This window comes from Epilithonimonas hungarica, from assembly GCF_900102265.1.
GTDB classification, from domain to species: Bacteria; Bacteroidota; Bacteroidia; order Flavobacteriales; family Weeksellaceae; genus Epilithonimonas; species Epilithonimonas hungarica.
The window spans coordinates 561213-579454 of sequence record NZ_FNBH01000002.1 but is presented as its reverse complement, the minus strand read 5'-3'; the positions used below and the strand labels follow the sequence as shown (position 1 = coordinate 579454).

17 protein-coding genes are annotated in these 18242 nt (G+C 38.1%); 7 read left to right on the top strand and 10 right to left on the bottom strand.

Annotated elements, in window-relative coordinates; genetic code table 11:
* Positions 1-117 precede the first annotated feature (117 nt).
* Positions 118-1461, top strand: a complete 1344-nt coding sequence (locus BLT30_RS09850) for an ammonium transporter (RefSeq protein WP_089873379.1) — start codon at positions 118-120, stop codon at positions 1459-1461.
* 161 nt (positions 1462-1622) lie between these two features.
* The gene (locus tag BLT30_RS09845; protein WP_089873378.1) at positions 1623-2954 is read left to right on the top strand and encodes a hydroxymethylglutaryl-CoA synthase family protein; all 1332 of its coding nucleotides are present in this window, start codon (positions 1623-1625) and stop codon (positions 2952-2954) included.
* 202 nt (positions 2955-3156) lie between these two features.
* On the opposite strand, the gene BLT30_RS09840 is transcribed toward BLT30_RS09845, so the two are convergent.
* Positions 3157-4074, bottom strand: a complete 918-nt coding sequence (locus tag BLT30_RS09840; RefSeq protein ID WP_089873377.1) for a helix-turn-helix domain-containing protein — start codon at positions 4072-4074, stop codon at positions 3157-3159.
* A gap of 210 nt (positions 4075-4284) precedes the next feature.
* On the opposite strand from BLT30_RS09840, the gene BLT30_RS09835 reads away from it, so the two are divergent.
* The 3 genes from BLT30_RS09835 to BLT30_RS09825 all read left to right on the top strand — a co-directional run bounded on the left by BLT30_RS09835 (position 4285) and on the right by BLT30_RS09825 (position 7743).
* The gene (locus BLT30_RS09835; RefSeq protein WP_089873376.1) at positions 4285-5811 is read left to right on the top strand and encodes an aldehyde dehydrogenase family protein; all 1527 of its coding nucleotides are present in this window, start codon (positions 4285-4287) and stop codon (positions 5809-5811) included.
* Between the two features lie 316 nt (positions 5812-6127).
* Positions 6128-7162, top strand: a complete 1035-nt coding sequence (gene adhP, locus BLT30_RS09830) for an alcohol dehydrogenase AdhP (RefSeq protein WP_089873375.1) — start codon at positions 6128-6130, stop codon at positions 7160-7162.
* A 191-nt stretch (positions 7163-7353) separates the two neighbouring features.
* Positions 7354-7743, top strand: a complete 390-nt coding sequence (locus tag BLT30_RS09825; RefSeq protein ID WP_089873374.1) for a DUF779 domain-containing protein — start codon at positions 7354-7356, stop codon at positions 7741-7743.
* 133 nt (positions 7744-7876) lie between these two features.
* Here BLT30_RS09825 and BLT30_RS09820 read toward each other — a convergent pair whose 3' ends face one another.
* Positions 7877-9091 carry a dicarboxylate/amino acid:cation symporter gene (locus BLT30_RS09820; protein ID WP_089873373.1) on the bottom strand — a complete coding sequence of 405 codons (1215 nt, stop codon included), beginning with the start codon at positions 9089-9091 and terminating at the stop codon, positions 7877-7879.
* Positions 9092-9247: 156 nt separating this feature from the next.
* Here BLT30_RS09820 and BLT30_RS09815 point away from each other — a divergent pair, with 156 nt between their 5' ends.
* On the top strand, positions 9248-10498 hold the full coding sequence (locus BLT30_RS09815; protein WP_089873372.1) for a CinA family nicotinamide mononucleotide deamidase-related protein: 1251 nt from the start codon (positions 9248-9250) through the stop codon (positions 10496-10498).
* A 53-nt stretch (positions 10499-10551) separates the two neighbouring features.
* Here the strand turns inward: BLT30_RS09815 and BLT30_RS09810 are convergent, their stop codons facing one another.
* From BLT30_RS09810 to BLT30_RS09780, 8 genes are all read right to left on the bottom strand, one after another.
* Positions 10552-11295 carry a dienelactone hydrolase family protein gene (locus tag BLT30_RS09810; protein ID WP_089873371.1) on the bottom strand — a complete coding sequence of 248 codons (744 nt, stop codon included), beginning with the start codon at positions 11293-11295 and terminating at the stop codon, positions 10552-10554.
* 11 nt (positions 11296-11306) lie between these two features.
* Positions 11307-12488 carry an MFS transporter gene (locus BLT30_RS09805; RefSeq protein ID WP_245707153.1) on the bottom strand — a complete coding sequence of 394 codons (1182 nt, stop codon included), beginning with the start codon at positions 12486-12488 and terminating at the stop codon, positions 11307-11309.
* A gap of 3 nt (positions 12489-12491) precedes the next feature.
* A complete protein-coding gene (locus BLT30_RS18450) occupies positions 12492-12692 on the bottom strand; it encodes an aldo/keto reductase (RefSeq protein WP_317040527.1) in 201 nt (66 codons plus the stop codon).
* Positions 12689-13435 carry an aldo/keto reductase gene (locus tag BLT30_RS09800; protein WP_317040526.1) on the bottom strand — a complete coding sequence of 249 codons (747 nt, stop codon included), beginning with the start codon at positions 13433-13435 and terminating at the stop codon, positions 12689-12691. The genes BLT30_RS18450 and BLT30_RS09800 overlap by 4 nt, the downstream gene beginning before the upstream one ends.
* 9 nt (positions 13436-13444) lie before the next feature.
* Positions 13445-14440 carry an alpha/beta fold hydrolase gene (locus tag BLT30_RS09795; RefSeq protein ID WP_089873370.1) on the bottom strand — a complete coding sequence of 332 codons (996 nt, stop codon included), beginning with the start codon at positions 14438-14440 and terminating at the stop codon, positions 13445-13447.
* Positions 14441-14452: 12 nt separating this feature from the next.
* The gene (locus BLT30_RS09790) at positions 14453-14839 is read right to left on the bottom strand and encodes a DoxX family membrane protein (protein ID WP_089873369.1); all 387 of its coding nucleotides are present in this window, start codon (positions 14837-14839) and stop codon (positions 14453-14455) included.
* A gap of 191 nt (positions 14840-15030) precedes the next feature.
* Positions 15031-16083 carry an aldo/keto reductase gene (locus tag BLT30_RS09785; protein ID WP_089873368.1) on the bottom strand — a complete coding sequence of 351 codons (1053 nt, stop codon included), beginning with the start codon at positions 16081-16083 and terminating at the stop codon, positions 15031-15033.
* A 32-nt stretch (positions 16084-16115) separates the two neighbouring features.
* Positions 16116-17099, bottom strand: coding sequence for an aldo/keto reductase (locus tag BLT30_RS09780; RefSeq protein ID WP_089873367.1), 984 nt, complete (start codon positions 17097-17099; stop codon positions 16116-16118).
* A gap of 116 nt (positions 17100-17215) precedes the next feature.
* Between BLT30_RS09780 and BLT30_RS09775 the strand changes: the two genes are divergently transcribed.
* The gene (locus tag BLT30_RS09775; RefSeq protein WP_089873366.1) at positions 17216-18094 is read left to right on the top strand and encodes an AraC family transcriptional regulator; all 879 of its coding nucleotides are present in this window, start codon (positions 17216-17218) and stop codon (positions 18092-18094) included.
* Positions 18095-18242 lie beyond the last annotated feature (148 nt).

Sequence of the window (18242 nt, the reverse complement as noted above, 5' to 3'; positions counted from 1 at the left end):
CTTTATATTTGCAGGGTTAAAATTTTAAAATATGAAATCGTTTTGTTTTTAGTTTCTGAAAATGACCAAGTGAAATAAACGATTCCATATAACTATTAAAAAAATAAATATCTATATATGAAAATTGAAAAACGCTGGATAATATCATTCGTGATAATTAGTATCGTTTCAATCGCCGCACTTTTCTGGCCGGAACAGACTTCTTTACCAAAACCAGGAATTTTTCTGGGAGAAGATAGTATTGTAGGTTCGGATGTTGCGTGGATTCTGGCTTCTTCCGGTTTGGTTTTGTTGATGACACCCGGGCTTTCTTTTTTCTATGGCGGGATGGTCGGGAAAAAGAATATGATTTCTACGATGCTGCAAAGTTTTATTGCTCTTGGGGTGATTAGTATTGTTTGGGTTGTTGTTGGATTCAGTTTATCTTTTGGAGATTCTATCGGGATTACTATTAATGGGGAACATTATGGACTCATAGGAAACCCGACATCATATTTATTTTTTAACAATGTTGGCGTTTTGCCCCACAGTCAGATGGCTTCTACGATTCCGTTTGTTTTGTTTGCCTTGTTTCAAATGAAATTTGCGGTAATTACGCCGGCATTGATAACAGGTTCGTTTGCGGAGAGGGTAAGATTTATTTCTTATTTGCTGTTTATGGTTTTGTTCAGTTTAATCATTTACACACCACTTTGTCATATGGTTTGGCACCCGGACGGTTTGTTGAACAAATATTTCGGAGTGAAGGATTTTGCCGGAGGAACTGTGGTTCATATGAGTGCAGGGTTCGCTGCTTTGGCTGGGGCTATGATGATCGGAAAAAGAAAAAATCCACATCACGAACCTTCTAATATTCCGTTTGTTATTTTGGGAACAGGAATGCTTTGGTTTGGCTGGTTTGGTTTCAATGCAGGTTCAGCTTTATCGGCAAATGCAACCGCTGCAATGGCGTTTGGGACAACAACAGTCGCTTCTGCAACCGCAATGTTATCTTGGATCTTCTTTGATAGGGTCAATGGTCGCAAAGTTTCTGCTTTAGGCGCCTGTATTGGTGCTGTCGTTGGTTTGGTTGCGATTACACCTGCTGCTGGTTTTGTGACAATTCCGCATGCTATTTTTATGGGATTCATTTCCGCTATTGTTTCAAACTTGATGTGCAACTGGAAAAGACTGAAAAAAGTAGATGATACCCTGGATGTTTTTGCTTGTCATGGTGTTGGCGGAATTATGGGAATGATTCTGACGGCGATCTTGGCTCAAGGAGAGAACGCAAGTCTTCTTCACGGTGGATTCGAAGTGTTTGCGCATCATATGATGGCTTTGGTTTTGGTTTCGGCGTTTACATTTTTAGGTTCGCTGATCTTATACAAATTAACGGATATGATAATTCCTTTAAGGGTTGCGGAAGAGTCTGAGAATATTGGACTTGACTTGTCACAACATGATGAAAGCTGTACTTGATCAGAAATTTGATTTTGTTTTGATATGAAGAGAACCTCGTTTGTTTTTAACAGCGGGGTTTTTTATTAATGAAACTCATGATATAATTCTTAAATTTTATGCCATAAATACAACTTAAATCCGCCAAAAAATATCTAAATTCGTGTCTTAAAATTTTTAAAATGACGAAATTCGGAGTTGATGCGGCCAGTTTTTATGTGCCTTCTTTATATTTAGAAATCAAAGATCTTGCAGAGAAAAGAGGAATCGAACCAGCAAAATTGGAAAAAGGTTTAGGCTTACACAAAATGGCTTTGCCCGATGTTCATGAGGATGCAGCAACTTTTGCTGCGGAAGCTTTACTGAAATTGATCCAAGATTATAACATCGATCCGAAAGAGATTTCCAGAGTTTATCTTGGAACGGAAAGCGCCTTAGACGCTGCAAAACCAACCGCGACTTATGCAGTTCAAATGGTAGAAGAATTCCTAAGTGACGAATTTGGGGAAAGAAGTTTTAAAAACTGTGATGTGGTTGATATGACTTTTGCCTGCGTTGGTGCAGTTGATGCGCTTCATAATTCATTGGATTTTGTAAGAGCAAATCCTACAAAAAAAGCAGTAGTCATTGCGAGTGATTATGCAAAATACGAATTAGCTTCTTCCGGAGAATACACCCAGGGTGGAGGAGCGGTTGCACTATTGGTTTCTGCCAATCCGAAATTGATTGAGATTGATAATAATTGGGGCGTTGCGACAGAAAGTGTTTTCGATTTCTTCAAACCAAGACGTCATCATTCAAAATCTGAATTAACTTCAGCTTCGGAAAGTTATCCTGATAAAATCGAAGTGTTTACAGACGAACCTGTTTTCGACGGTCAATATTCTAATCAATGCTATCAGGACAGGATCCGTGAAGCTTATCAGCATTACAAAGAACAGACTTTTACTGTTAGACCTTACGAAGACTGGAGATATTTGATTTTCCATTTGCCTTACGCATTTCATGGGAAAAGGGTTTTTACCGAGATTTATAGTTTAGAAAATCATCTTGATTTTTCCGATGCCGAGAAACAAAAAGCCATTGCAAAATCTGAAGATTACATCAATTTCATCAATGAAAAAATTGAGAGATCCCAAAGGGCTTCTTCCGAAATCGGAAATATGTATACCGCTTCTATTTTTATGGCTTTGATGTCTGCACTACAAACTTCGTATGACGAAAATGAAGATTTAACAGAAAAAGAAATTGGTTTCTTAGCTTACGGAAGTGGTTCCAAATCCAAAGTTTTCGTAGGAAAGGTTTCTCCAGAATGGAAATCAGTAGTTAAAAAATGGAATCTTTTTGACAGCCTGAAAAACAGGTTAGCGATTGATTTTGAAACTTATGAAAAATTGCACCGTAAACAATTGGATTTTTCTGTAAATCTGGATTATAAAGGATTCGGATTGACGAGAGTTGAAAAAGAAAGCCCGGTTCTGAAAGGCGCAAGGTATTATTCTTATCAAAAATAAAATTGATTAAGCAATAGGTACATAATTCTTTATTTAAAAGGAATAAAATAGAAAATGCAGACTATTGACTATTTATACTTTACATAGAACTTAGTTAATATTAAATCTTATGTGTCTATGTGGTTTAAAATAAAATCGAAGACGAGCAAATAAATCATTTGCTCGTCTTCTTTTTGAAAATATCTATAACTAACTATTTAACTCAAATTAATTTTTTGTTCTGAAAGATTTTAGGCGTTACACCTTCCATTTGTTTGAAAACCCGGATGAAATAATTCGTATCCGAAAATCCTGTACTGAAAGCAGTCTCACTTACCGAACTATTATGAATCAACATTTCTTTCGCTCTCTTGATTCTTTCCTGAATGATAAATTCATTTGGTGAAATCCCCAATTCTTCCTTGAACATCTTGAAGAAATTCGATTTGCTGACATAAGCCATTTTTGCAATCGCATCAATCGATAATTTCTGATGAAGATTTTTCTTGATATAATCTGCAACAAAACCAATTCTTGATTTATTTTTCAAAGTGTTTTTCTCTACCAGATTTCTTGCTTGTGTCTGCATCAGCCTTATCAAGAGTTCCTTTAAAGCAAAATCAGCAATCACGTCTTTATAAGAATTATCATCCATCGCAATTCTCATAATATTATTGGTTGCAGAAGCCAAAGCCTTACTATTTAGCAGATAAAATTCTTCCAAAGAAATATTCCATTGTGAAGAATCGTCCACTTTTTTCGTATTGAAATTCAAATGGTCAAGCGATTCCTGCACAAATTCAGGATTCAAGGTCAAAGAAATGCACTGCGAAGCGTCTTTATCGGCATCAGGAAAATCAATGACCATTGTTTCGCCGGGCGCAACCAAAACACTTTCTCCAGGGAGATATTCGAAGTAATTGCTTTTATCCTGGAGCTTCATCCATTTTTTTCCTCTCAACATTCCCGTAAACGCCAGATGTTCAAAGTGCAATTTCACGTCATATGCACTCTGATGCGTCTCATAGATACTGAATTCACAATTATTTAAACTGAACTTGGTCTGATTTTCCACCAATGTGTTCAGTTTATTTTCCTGTGTCAGATTAGGTTTGTTAAGCTGAAAATGATTTAGATTCATTGCTCAAGATTTTTATAACATCTTGTTTCTCAAATATAACAAATTTAAAATTATGGCCAAACATAATTTTTTCTTAATGAAATGATAAAGAATCTTAAAAGTAGGATTTTACTATTTTTTTGGAGAATTGTGCTATTCTGTTTGTTTAATGTCTGGTTAACTTAGCCTTAATCAAATGTTAACTGATTATTAATAAAAGCAAATATTATTATGAGCACAACACTAGCACAACAAAACTCGACCACTTTAGCTTGGCCGGAATTCAAAGCTAAATATGATAATTACATCGGTGGAAAATTTGTACCATCCGCTGGCGGACAATATTTCGATGTGGTTTCTCCGATTAACGGAAAAGTATTCACACAGGCTGCACATTCTAACAAAGAAGATTTGGAAAATGCTGTGAATGCGGCATCAGAAGCTTTCAAAACATGGAAAGATACTTCTCCAACAGAACGCAGTATTATCCTGAACAAAATTGCAGACAGGATTGAGGAAAATCTGGAATACATCGCAACTGTAGAAACAATTGACAACGGAAAAGCGGTAAGAGAAACTTTAGCTGCGGATATTCCTTTGGCGATTGACCATTTCAGATATTTCGCTTCTGTGATTAGGGCTGAGGAAGGTTCTCACAACGAGTTGGATAAAGACACCGTTTCATTAATAGTTCATGAACCGCTTGGCGTCATTGCGCAAATCATCCCCTGGAATTTCCCAATCCTGATGGCTGTTTGGAAACTGGCTCCGGCTTTGGCGGCAGGTAACTGCGTCGTTCTGAAACCGGCAGAAAGTACACCAATTTCAATTATGGTTTTGATGGAACTGATTGGAGACTTGCTTCCAGCAGGGGTTGTAAACATCGTAAATGGTTTCGGAGCAGAATTAGGAAGAGCTTTGGTAACCAATCCAAAAGTCAACAAAGCGGCTTTCACGGGTTCTACAGCTACAGGCCGTTTGGTGATGCAATATGCGACGGAAAATATCATTCCTGTGACATTGGAATTAGGAGGTAAATCGCCTAACATTTTCTTTAATTCAGTGATGGATGCAGACGATGAATTCTTGGACAAAGCAATCGAAGGAGCGGTTCTTTTTGCATTGAATCAAGGAGAGATCTGTACTTGTCCTTCAAGATTATTAGTTCAGGAAGACATTGCGGATGCTTTTATTGCTAAAGTAATCGAAAGAACCGAGGCAATTAAAGTCGGAAATCCATTGGACAAAACAGTGATGATGGGAGCACAGGCTTCTAAGATCCAAAAAGATAAGATCGAAGGTTACCTGAAGCTCGGTAAAGAAGAAGGGGCAGAAGTATTGACAGGTGGAGAAGCTAACCACATCGAAGGATTGGAAGACGGTTACTACATCAAACCAACTATTTTCAAAGGAAATAACAGAATGAGAATCTTCCAAGAAGAGATTTTCGGACCTGTGGTGGCGTTCACGACTTTCAAAGACGAAGCGGAAGCTCTGGAAATTGCGAATGATACGATTTATGGTCTAGGAGCTGGCGTTTGGACGAGAGATGCACATCAGTTGTATCAGATTCCGCGCCACGTGCAGGCTGGTAGAGTTTGGGTAAATCAATACCATGCATATCCTGCTGGAGCACCTTTCGGAGGTTACAAGCAATCCGGAGTTGGGAGAGAAAATCACAAAATGATGCTCGACCATTATCGTCAGACAAAAAATATGCTGATATCCTATAACAAAAATAAACTAGGATTCTTCTAACTGATTTAAATTTATTTTTCTCGCAGATTTTACAGATTTAGCAAATTAATAGATTATATAATCAGCTTGATTTGTTTAATCTGCGAGAAACTATAAAAATAGTTGTGTTTTTAATGGCGTGCCCGTTGCCTTGGCTTGGTCCGAGGCTACGGTCGGGCTTTTCAGGGCTACACTTCGTTTCGGTACTCCGCTTCGCTCCGCACTCTCGCCTGCGGCGAGACCCTTACAATCCCACACGCAGATGGCACATTAGGCAGACATTGGAACATCAAATAACAATAAAAACAAATAATATTAACCATATAAAAAGTAAATTATGATTCCAAAAACAATGAAAGCGGCAGTTGTACAAGGTTATGGCGAGCCATTGAAAATTATGGAAGTTCCGGTAAAAACTCCCGGACGTTATGAAGTATTAGTAAAAGTAATTGCCTGTGGCGTCTGTCACACCGACTTGCACGCTGTGGATGGAGATTGGCCGGCGAAACCCAAAATGCCTCTGATTCCGGGACACGAAGGTGTAGGAATAGTTGTGGCTTGTGGACCGGAAGCGATGGTGAAGGAAGGCGATGCAGTTGGAGTTCCTTGGTTGTATTCGGCTTGTGGATGCTGCGATTATTGTATCACGGGATGGGAAACCTTGTGTGAAGCTCAGAAAAACGGAGGTTACAGCGTAGATGGCGGATTTGCAGAATATGTGATCGCGGATTCCAGATATGTTGGACATTTGAAAGATAATGTCAACTTCTTAGAAATAGCTCCGATTCTTTGCGCTGGCGTAACCGTTTATAAAGGACTGAAAGAAACCGAAACAAAACCAGGCGAATGGGTTGCCATTTCTGGAATCGGTGGATTGGGTCACGTTGCCGTTCAGTATGCAAAAGCAATGGGGATGCACGTTGCAGCGATAGATGTCTCAGATGATAAATTGAAATTGGCTAAAAAACTAGGTGCAGATTTGGTTGTGAATGCAAAAGAAACCGACCCGGGACAATATCTTCACAAAGAAGTTGGAGGAATGCACGGTGCATTGATTACCGCTGTTTCTCCAATTGCTTTCAAACAAGGAATTGATGTTCTTAGAAGAAAAGGGACTATTGCACTCAATGGTCTACCGCCAGGTTCTTTCCCATTACCGATTTTCGAAACAGTTCTTAAGAGAATTACCGTGAGAGGTTCTATTGTTGGAACCAGAAAAGATTTACAAGAAGCGCTTGATTTTGCCAATGAAGGTTTGGTAAAAGCAACGGTAACTTCTGCAAAACTGGAAGATATCAATGAAGTATTTGACAAGATGAAGGCTGGACAAATCGATGGACGTATCGTTCTGGATATAGCTGGACAAAATTAATTTATTGTTATTTTGAGTTTTTAAACCCGGCAGATTTCGTTTGTCGGGTTTTTGTTAACTTTAATGAAATTAAGTGTTTAAAGACTTCGACTCCGTTCAGTCTGACAATATTGATAAAAATTTAGTATTAGCGATGTCATCCTGAGCGAAGTCGAAGGATTTTGTTATAAGTTTAATTTTAAAAGAAAAATATGGAAACCAAAGATAAAATAGCAAGACTTTCCGTAACCGAAAAAGCATTGGAAGTGATTTGGGAACTGGAAAAGAAAAACGGCGAACTGATGTTCTACCAGGCTGGTGGCTGTTGCGAAGGGACACAGCCACAATGTTTCGAGAAAGGTGGTTATTTCCCAAGGATGAACGACGCCATGATTGGAACCATCAATGGTCACGAATTCTGGATAGACCGCGACTTGTTCGAGTATTGGAAATATTCCCATTTTACGCTGGACGTCCTGGATGGCTGGGGGCCTGGTGGATTTTCTTTGGAAACGTCTTTGGGAAAAACCTTCAAAGTTCATTATAGATTGTTCACACCGGAAGAGCTGGAAAATCTGGAACCAGTCAAGAGAAGTGAGTAAACAGCGAATTGCTAACTAGCCCCGATGGAAACGGCATCCTTTTTTGTTTTCTTGATTCTCGCTTCAATCAAATGGCAAACGTTGTGAAAACAAAAAAGATATAGTGGACAGCGGGATTAAGCTCCTAAAAAAATTAAACAACTTCGGTTTTCACAAACTTGGAGACCATCATACTTGCGAGAATGTTGCCGACGGAATTAAGAACAGTTGCCAAAGGGTCAACCAAAGTCCCGATAATGATAACAGCAGGAACAACATCGGGCGGGATTTTGTAAACCGAAATCATCAGCATCTCCCCAATGTAACCGCCATTTGGGATTCCGCCAGCGACGGCACTTACGAAAACGGTGATTCCCAAAGCCATTATAAGATTCATTGGTTCGAAGAAGTTCCAGCCGAGCAATTGAAATGCGACATAGATCTTGATAATCGATGAAATAGACGAGCCGTTCTTATGGATCGTAGTTCCAATCGGGATTACGACATTGGTGATAGAAGCAGGGACGCCCATTCTTTTTGCAGATTCGATGGCGACTGGCATTGTCGCCAAACTACTGCATGTACTGATTGCGGTTGCAGTAGGTAAAAGACTTTCTTTCCAAAAAGCTTTCACACCTTTTCCTGATTTCCAGATGAAGGCATAAAGACTAAAAAATACGATAAAATAAATAGTTCCGGCAATATAATACAACCCCAAAGGTTTCGCATAAAATCCAAAAAGCTGAGGCCCGATTGTTCCGACTTGGTAAGCGAAATAAGCACCTAATCCAATTGGAGCGACTTTCATTATCAATAATAAAAGCTGTTTCATCACTTCGTTTCCTGATAGGATGAAATTTTGGAATTCTTTGCCTTTTTTTTCCGATTTTCTAATGGATATTCCGACCAAAAATGAAAAGACCAAAAGTGCAAGCATATTTTGTCTCGAAAACAAATGGTAGAACTCGCTGACAGTGAAAAATCCAACGATCTGGTCGTTGATATTCGCCGTATTCTGAAGGTTTTCTGATATGGTTTCGGTGATGTTTTTCGGTGTTTCGGTTGGGAAAAGGTAAACCATTATGATACAAAATGTTGCAGAAATCAAAATGAAACTCAGGAAAGTCAAGGCCATTATTCCGATGATCTTACCCAGTTGATTTTGCTGTTCGATGCCGGAAATGGCTGAAACAATGGCAAAAAACACCAAAGGAATAACTGTTACAAACAGCAGATTAAGGAAAATATCGCCAATCGGTTTCAGATAGGTCACAAAATCCGGGACGAAAATTCCGACAAGGCTTCCGATGAAAATTCCGATGAGAAGCAGGATAATGTTGCTGTAGTTGTTCCAGAAAGATGATTTCATTCCCAAGTTTTAATCAAAGATAAAATAAAACCACGTAGTCACATAGAGATAGATCAATTTTTAGAAGGTAAAATAGCAATCAGAGTCTCTATTCAATCTGAAAAAACTATGTGTCTATGTGGTTGAAAATATAAAATATTTCCGAGATTTGTCTTTATGAAAACAGCAGTTCTGATCACTATCGGTGACGAGATCCTTTCGGGAAATACCGTTGATACCAATTCCAATTTTATCGCAACACAACTCAAAGAAATCGGGATAAAAGTGCTTTCTATTTTTACAATTCCGGACGAGGAACAAGCGATTGTTTCAACTTTAGGGAAAGCTTTTGAAATGGCTGATGTTGTTTTTACAACAGGTGGATTGGGGCCAACGAAAGATGATATTACCAAAAAGGCTTATGCAAAATTCTTCGAAGATGAAATGATCTTCTCAGACGCAATCTATGAACACCTCAGAGCTTATCTGGAAAAAAGAAACCGACTTTGGATTTTGGAGCATAACAAAGACCAGGCGATGGTTTTGTCGAAGGCAAAGATTTTCCTCAACTATTTTGGAACAGCGCCTTGTATGATTCTGGAGAAAAATGGAACATATTGTTTTAGTTTGCCAGGCGTTCCTTACGAAGTAAAACCTTTAGTAAAAGACCAGATCATACCTTTTCTGAAAGAAAAATTATCACTTGACCATATCGTAACCAGAATAGTTTCAGTCGTTGATATTCCGGAAAGTATTTTGTCAGAAACCATTGAAGAATGGGAATTGGCTTTGCCGGAACATATCAGTTTGTCTTATTTACCTGTTGGAACGAGGGTAAAATTAAGATTGACTGCTTCTGGAAGTTCACAGGAATTACTGAATGCAGAACTGGAGAACGAAATCATAAAATTATTTCCTCTGATCGGAGAAAATATCATCGCTACGCAGGAAGATAAGATAGAGAAGATCCTTAGCGAGTTACTGACTGATAAAAAACTGACAATTTCGGTTGCAGAAAGTTGTACCGGGGGAGAATTAGCACATCTGATTACTTCGGTTGCAGGAAGTTCCAATTATTTCTTGGGAGGTGTTGTGACTTACGCGACACAGAAGAAAATCGAGCTTTTGAATGTCAATCCAAAAACAATTGAAGAATTCACAGTTGTGAGTGAAGAAGTCGCTTCTGAAATGGCGATTGGTTGTCAAAAATTATTTAAAACAGATATTTCGGTTTCTACAACAGGCGTGGCTGGTCCGGGAAAAGGGGAGGATGGAAAAGATGTGGGAACGGTTTTTTATTCGATTAGAATCGAAAATGAAGAAGTGGCCTCAAAACTATTTCTGCCACATCTGGAAAGACTAGATTTTATGCATTTTGTTTCTCAGAAAGTAATCCAAGACATCGTTTCATTATTGATTAAAAAATAAAAAAGACAGCTCTTAAGCTGTCTTTCTAACTTCTAGTATCTAAAGTATAATTTCTATTTCAAGATTTCTCTCAGGAACATCAAGGTATGATTCCATGCGCGTTTTGCCATTACTTCGTTATAATCCGGTGCTTCAGGATTGGTAAAAGTATGCGTTGTGTTGGCATAAGTTATGATTTGCCAATCGGCCTTGCTATCGTTCATTTCTTTTATGAAAGCATCATAATGTAGCTGCGGAACACTTCTGTCGTTTGCCGGATGCTCTACCAAAACCTTAGTTGTAATTGGGTCATTCGGTCTCTCAGGATCTTTATATAGACCGCCGTGGATGGAAATAACACCTACAACAGGTAAGTTTCCTCTTGCAGCTTCCAAAGCTCCTGTACCACCAAAACAATAGCCGATTACCGCAATTTTATCAACGTTGGCGCCAGCTTTTTTTAATTCCTCCAAAGCCAGAGAAATTCTTTTCTGATAAAGAGCGAAATCTTTTTTGTAAGTATTTGCAAGTCTGGCAGCATTTTCGTTGCCTGCCGGGAGATTGCCTTCACCATAAATATCAGCTATAAAAGCAATATAACCTTGTTTCTGCAATTCGAGAGCGGCATTCTTAGCTTCGTTGTCGATGCCTTTCCAGGCAGGAAGAATCAAAACGCCGGGAAGTTTTTTTCCTGCATTGGACGTTACCATCCCAAGAAGTTTTTGCTCGCCGTCCTTATAAGAAACTGTTTTCAGTTTTTGAGCAGATGCGATCTGGATTCCTAAAAATAATGTTAATAAAGCAATTGAAATTTTCATAAAGAATGTTTCTATTTATTAGTATTAGATTTTACTGTTTTGAATATATTCATCAAAAATACAAAAATACTGAAAACAACGAGCTGTAAACCGACATAATGCCATCCACCAAGTTCCCAACATTTCAAGCCTATAAAAGTTCCGATTGCACCGCCGGCAAAATAAGAGGTCATATAAATCGTGTTGATTCTGCTGTTTGCTTTTTGGTCTAACCTGTAAATCAAAGCAACATTTGTCACTTGAATGGATTGAACGCCAACGTCAATGAAGATCACTGCTAAAATAATGGATAACAGATAATCCGGGAACAGGAAAATAATAACCGAGCCGGCTAACAAAATAATACTTGCGATTAGCTGCGTTTTGCTCGACTCTCCTTTGTCAGAAGCTTTTCCAATCATTGGTGCAACCAAAGCACCGGCAATTCCCAACATTCCAAAAAGCCCGATGGTGTCAGAACTATAATTGTAAGGTTTTTCAACTAAAAGAAATGTCAAGGTTGTCCAGAATGAGCAAAAGATGGAGAAAGCAATTCCGCCCATCAATGCTAATAATCTCAGTTGAGGGAATCGTTTTAACTGATAAAATGAGGATGAAATTAATTTAAAATAAGATTCTTTGAAAGTCGGCTTGACGCTCGGTAATTTGAAATAAACAAATGCCAATGAAAAAATCGTAAATCCGGCTGAGATGTAATATACCATTTTCCAATTGCTCCATTCGGAAATATAACCGCTGAAAACTCTTGCCATCAAAATCCCGACAAGAATTCCTGTAAAGATGATTCCAACATTCTTACCTTTCTCATTCCCTGATAATTCCGCTGCCATTGGTAAAATAACCTGCGCTGCAACCGCAGTCAAACCCAACAGTAAGCTAAATAAGAAAATGAAATAATAATTGGAAACCATTCCTATTCCTGCCAAAATACAGAATAAAATGGCTAGTAAAACCAATATCAATTTTTTGCGGTTGACCTTATCGCCCAAAGGAACCAGGGTCAATAATCCCGCACCATAACCGACTTGCCCCAAACCGACCATGATTCCCATTTTACTTTCGGAAACTTTAAATGTTTCCGCGATCTGATGCAGAATGGGCTGTGCATAGTAGATATTTGAAACACAAATTCCTGCTACAACGGCCATTCCCAGAACCTGAGTTTTGCTCAATTTCGATTGTTCTTCTATCATTGGTTATTTTGAAGCTTGATTAAGGATTTCCAGATCTTCCGAATCCAATTCTAATTTCGGCGCATCGAAAATCGTCTGCAATTGTCTTTCGCTGGTTGCACTTACGATTGGTGCAGTGATCAAAGGATTGGCTAACAGCCAAGCTAAAGCAACCGTTGCAGGCTGAGATTGATGTTTCTCGGAAACTTTGTCAAGTGTACTCAAAACTGCTTTTCCTTTATCATTAAAATATTTCTTGATTCCACCACCTCTTGTTGTTGTTCAAAATCGGCTTCTGTTCTGTATTTTCCGGTTAAAAATCCTGCAGCCAAAGACCAATAGGGAAATGCACTTAATCCAAATTTTTCAACCAATGGCGCATATTCTGTTTCGAATTTTTCTCTTTCCACCAAATTGTAATGAGGCTGTAAAGCAACATATTTTGGAAAGTTATTTTTCTCAGCGACTTCAAAAGATTCAATCAATCTTTCCGGCGAAACATTAGATGCTGCAATATATCTTACTTTTCCCGCTCTTACGATTTCGTCATAAGCTGATAAAGTTTCCTCCACAGGCGTTTTGTTATCATCAAAATGGGTATAATACAAATCGATATGGTCTGTTCCAAGACGTTTCAGAGATTCATCCACAGATTTAAGAATGTGTTTTTTACTGATGTCAAAACCGTGTTCTTTCGTTTCCGAGCCTACTTTTGTAGCCAGAACAATGTCTTGTCGGTTCTTTTTCTCTTTCATCCATTTTCCGATGATTTCTTCAGACTGTCCGCCTTTTCCGTTTACCCACCAAGAATAGGTGTCGGCTGTATCAATAAAATTGAATCCTCCTTCTGCGAATTTGTTCAAGATATTGAATGATTCTTTCTCGTCCAAAGTCCATCCAAAAACATTTCCTCCAAAATTGATTGGAGCGATTTCTAAGTCTGTATTTTTAATATTTACTTTTTTCATTTTGATAATTTATTGTTTTAAAAATTCTTTGACAGGTTTTATGAATTGATCAAAAACCTCGATATGCGGAAGATGCCCTACATTTTCTATTTCTACCAATTTTGAACCTTTTATTTTTTGCAGAGTAGCTTTTCCTAATAAGTCATATCGTCCCATTGTTTCAGCTATTTTTGGATCTTTTACATTGGTTTTTCCAATTGCTGTTCTGTCTCTTGTTCCAATAATTAATAACGTTGGAACATTCAGGTTTTGGAATTCATAAACCACGGGTTGCGTGAAAATCATATCCGAAGTCTTGGCATTTACCAAAGCGACTTTAGGATAGTCTGGCGCTTTTGTCCATCCTGTCAAAAGATAGACCCATTCGTCATATTCAGGCTTCCATTTATTGTCGTAGTAGAATCCATTTTGATATTTTTTTGTGGATTCGTAGTTGGCTTTCAGTTCGGTTTCATAATTTTTATCGATGGAAATGTAAGGCGCAACCAGTTTCCAATCTTCCAGTCCGATTGGATTTTCAAGAATTAATTTTTCAACCGTTTCAGGATACATTAATGTGAATCTTGTCGCAACCATTCCGCCCATCGAATGTCCCAGAAGATAAATTTTATCTAATTTTAATTCATCTAAAATTGCTTTGGTATTTTGAGCCAATTGCTGAAAACTGAATTGATATTCTGTCGGTTTTGATGACTTTCCAAACCCGATTTGGTCAGGAACAATAACTCTGAATCCTTCTTTTTTCAAAGCTTCAATCGTCGTTTTCCAATAAGCTCCATTGAAGTTTTTCCCGTGAAGCAGAACAACTGTTTTTCCGTTTGGCTTTTCTGGTTTTACGTCCATATAAGCCATTTTCAAGTCCTGATTCTGACTTTTGAAATTCAGAAAGTGAACTTCGTAGGGATATTGATAATTCGTCAGCATAATATCCAGAATCGGACGTCCTTCCTGAGCGGATAAATTAATTGATAAGAATAAAAGGGCTAAATATTTTAAAAATTTCATAAGATTTTAAATTTAATGATTGGATTCCGGTTTGTACTTCTGCCAAAACCAAACCAATCCACCCAAATAGGCAGAATGTAGCAACTGCGCTTCAATTGCGCTCCAGTTTTCAATAGATGAGCTTCCTAATATTAAAATGCTCATCAAAACCAATCCTGTAAACAAAGTATATTTGGTTTGAAATCCGATTAATAGTGACAGCCCAATCAGCAATTCTACAATTGGCAAAATGTAACTGAAAGGTACAATCATGAAGCTTGGAATTGCAGATTTTTCCATTGATGTTACCATCCAATTACTGAATATTTCCAGTTTCGGAAGTCTTACGAATCCGTGACCGAATAAGGAAATGGCGATTGGTAATCTAAGAAAGAAGAAAATCGTTTTGAAGTCTTTCATAATTTATATTTCTAAGTTTATTTTAATTCAAATTCATTAAATCAATTGCGTCGGGCTTTAGCCCGATGTCAAAAATTATCATTATCAGGCTTTAGCCAAAATTTTAATTAACTTTCGGCTAAAACCAACTCCGCTTTTCTTTTTAAAATGAGTTGAAGCCTATTCCTATCGATATTAGTTACTGAACTAACTTACTTCAAATGACTGTAAAAATCCGGCGCTGGATTCAGACTTTTATTTTTCCATTGATGCCAGTATGGATAAGTTGGCGGAACTTCACTTGCTTTGTCCAGTTTTTCAACTTGTTCACGAGTCAAATTCCAGCCGACAGCTTCCAGATTTTGCCTTAATTGTTCCTCATTTCTCGCACCAATAATAATGCTGGAAACTGTTGGACGTTGCAAGAGCCAATTAAGCGCAACTTGAGCCACGGTTTTTCCAACTTCTCCTGCGACTTCTTCCAAAGCATTGACGGTATTGTAAAAAATTTCTTCCTGAACAACAGCTTCCGGCACAGGACTTCCGCCTTGGGCGATTCTTCCGTCCTGGGGAATCGGTTTGTTTCTTCCGTGTTTTCCGCTCAATCTTCCCGAAGCCAATGGCGACCAAACGATTGCGCCGACATTTTGGTCTAATCCGAGTGGCATCAATTCCCATTCGTAATCGCGGTTTGCTAAGGAATAATAGACCTGATGGGCGACATATTTGTTCCATCCATATTTTTCCGAAATTCCAATAGACTTCATCAGATGCCAACCTGAAAAGTTGGAGGCCGCGATATATCTTACTTTTCCGCTCGTTACCAATTCATCCAAAACTTTCAATGTTTCTTCAATAGGCGTATTTCCATCAAAGCCGTGCATATGATAAACATCGATGTAATCTGTTCCCAAACGTTTCAGACTGCCTTCAATTTGTTTTAAAATATGATGTCGGGAGGAACCTTGATTATTCGGTCCTTCGCCAAAAGTAAAAGTTGATTTTGTTGATAAAATCAATTGGTCACGGGAAATTCCTTCAATCGCTTTTCCTAAAACTTCTTCTGATTTTCCATCAGAATAGATGTCCGCCGTATCAAATAAATTAACGCCTGCATCCAAACAAATATTGATGAGGTTTTTGGCTTCGTCAACCTGCGTATTTCCCCAGGCTTTGAAGAAATCGCCTTCGCCACCGAAAGTTGCCGTTCCAAAACTGAGGACAGGAACTCTCAATCCTGATTTTCCTAAAAATCTATATTCCATTTTTCTTTTTTTAATTAAATTTCATTCATTGTTTAAAAAGCATTTACCAAATCATCAATTGTTTTAATTTCTTCTCTTGAGAGATCGATTTCGATTGCTTTTGCATTCTGGACCGCTTGTTCTGCATTTCTGGCTCCGGCTAAAGCAATCGTAATTCCTGGTCTTTCAATTGTCCAACGCAAAACCAATTGTCCTAAAGTTGCATTGTGTTTCTCGGCAATCGGTTTGATTTTATCTAAAAGCTGATTTGTTTTTTCAATAAATTCAGGCTGGAAATGCTTGTGACTTGCACGATGGTCACCTTCCTGAAATTGATATCCGTTATGAATTTTCCCAGTCAGCAAACCTCTTTCCAAAGGACTGTAGGCCAAAATCGATTTGTTATTTTTGATGCAATAAGGAACGGTTTCTTTCTCAATTCCACGATTCACCATACTGAACGGAATCTGATTGGAAACCAAATTCAAGGTTTTTTCCGCTTCCGCCAGTTGTTGGGCATCATAATTGCAAACACCGGCAAAACGAACTTTTCCTTGTTCAATCAATTTTGAAACTGCTTCGAAGGTTTCATCGATTGGCGTTGTAGAATCCGGCCAATGGATTTGGTAAAGATCGATGTAATCTGTTCCCAGACGTTTCAAACTTTGTTCACATTCGTACATGATGCTGTCTTTCCCGGCATATTTGTAAACGTCGATATCTTGCCCATCATTATTTTTGCTGTGCATCGCAAAATCGCCTTTGGCCAAATCCCAACGCATCCCGAATTTGGTCAAAATCTGAACTTTATCACGAGAAATTTCCTTAATCGCTTCGCCGACAATTTCTTCACTTGTTCCTTGTCCGTAGATTGGAGCAGTATCGATGGAGGTCACGCCGACATCATAAGATGCTTTTATTGCTTCGATGGCTTCGTTTCTGTCTGTGCTTCCCCACATCCAACCGCCTGCAGCCCAAGCTCCGAAAGTGATTGCCGAAACTTCTAAATCGCTGTTTCCTAATTTTCTATATTCCATTTTGTTGATTGATTTTATAATTGAATTTGAGTTGAACTTATCAAGTTTTACAAATTTCGTTTTTTGAGTTGTAAAATCGGATGTAATATTTTGATATATTATTGTAAATTTGTGATATGAAGAGAAAGCAGTTTAATCCTTTGGAAATCGATTCTTTTGATGTAGAAGAATATCCTTTGCCACGTCACAGCCACACTTATTATGAGTTGGTCTATATCTTCAAAGGTTGTGGTAGCCATCATCTCAATCATTTGGTAATGCCTTATAAAGCTGGAGATTTGTTTCTGATCTCTCCTGATGATGAACATTATTTCGATATTAAGAAGCAGACTAAATTTGCTTTTATCAAATTCAATGACAGTTTTTTTGAAAGTAATAAACATCTTGCACCGGACACTTTGATGACCGCTTCCCCAATTGATATTATGCGGAATCCGATGCTGAAAGAGATGAAACTTTGCTTCGATGAACCCTGCAAAACGATTCTCAGGAAAACCGTGGAGAATATTATCGATTATGATAAGATCTGCGATGTGACGACTTCGCCGATTATGTTTTTCCAAGTTTTGTCATTATTTGGATTGATTCGTGAAGCTTCTGCTAAACTGAATGTCAGAATCGATAACGGTGTCCCGAGTCAGGAAGATTTGATTTCGTACATTCATCAGAATATCTATCGTCCGGAAATGATTAGAATCAAGACGATTGCATCACATTTTAATATTTCGCCGACATATTTCAGTGCTTATTTCAAACGGAATTTCGAAATGTCTTACCGTAACTACATCAACAATTACCGATTGGCACTCATAGAAAAACGGATAGAATCCGGACAGAATACGATAAAGCAGATTGCTTATGAGTTCGGGTTTACAGATGAAAGCCACCTTTCACATTACTTCAAAAATAAGAAAAGTAAAACGCTGGGTTCTTACAAAGTAAGAAGCAAGAATTTAACTCAAAGTCTGGATGCAGAACTCACGAATGTTCCATAATTCGTCCAAAGAATAAGGAATTCCAGGATATTCTGAAAGCCAGTTTTTCAAATAGTTTTTATGAAATTCTATTTTGAATTGGTTGATTTGATGAGGCTGGATTTCTGTTTCTTCCAGAAGGTCATTGATAAAATCATTTTCAGAGGAA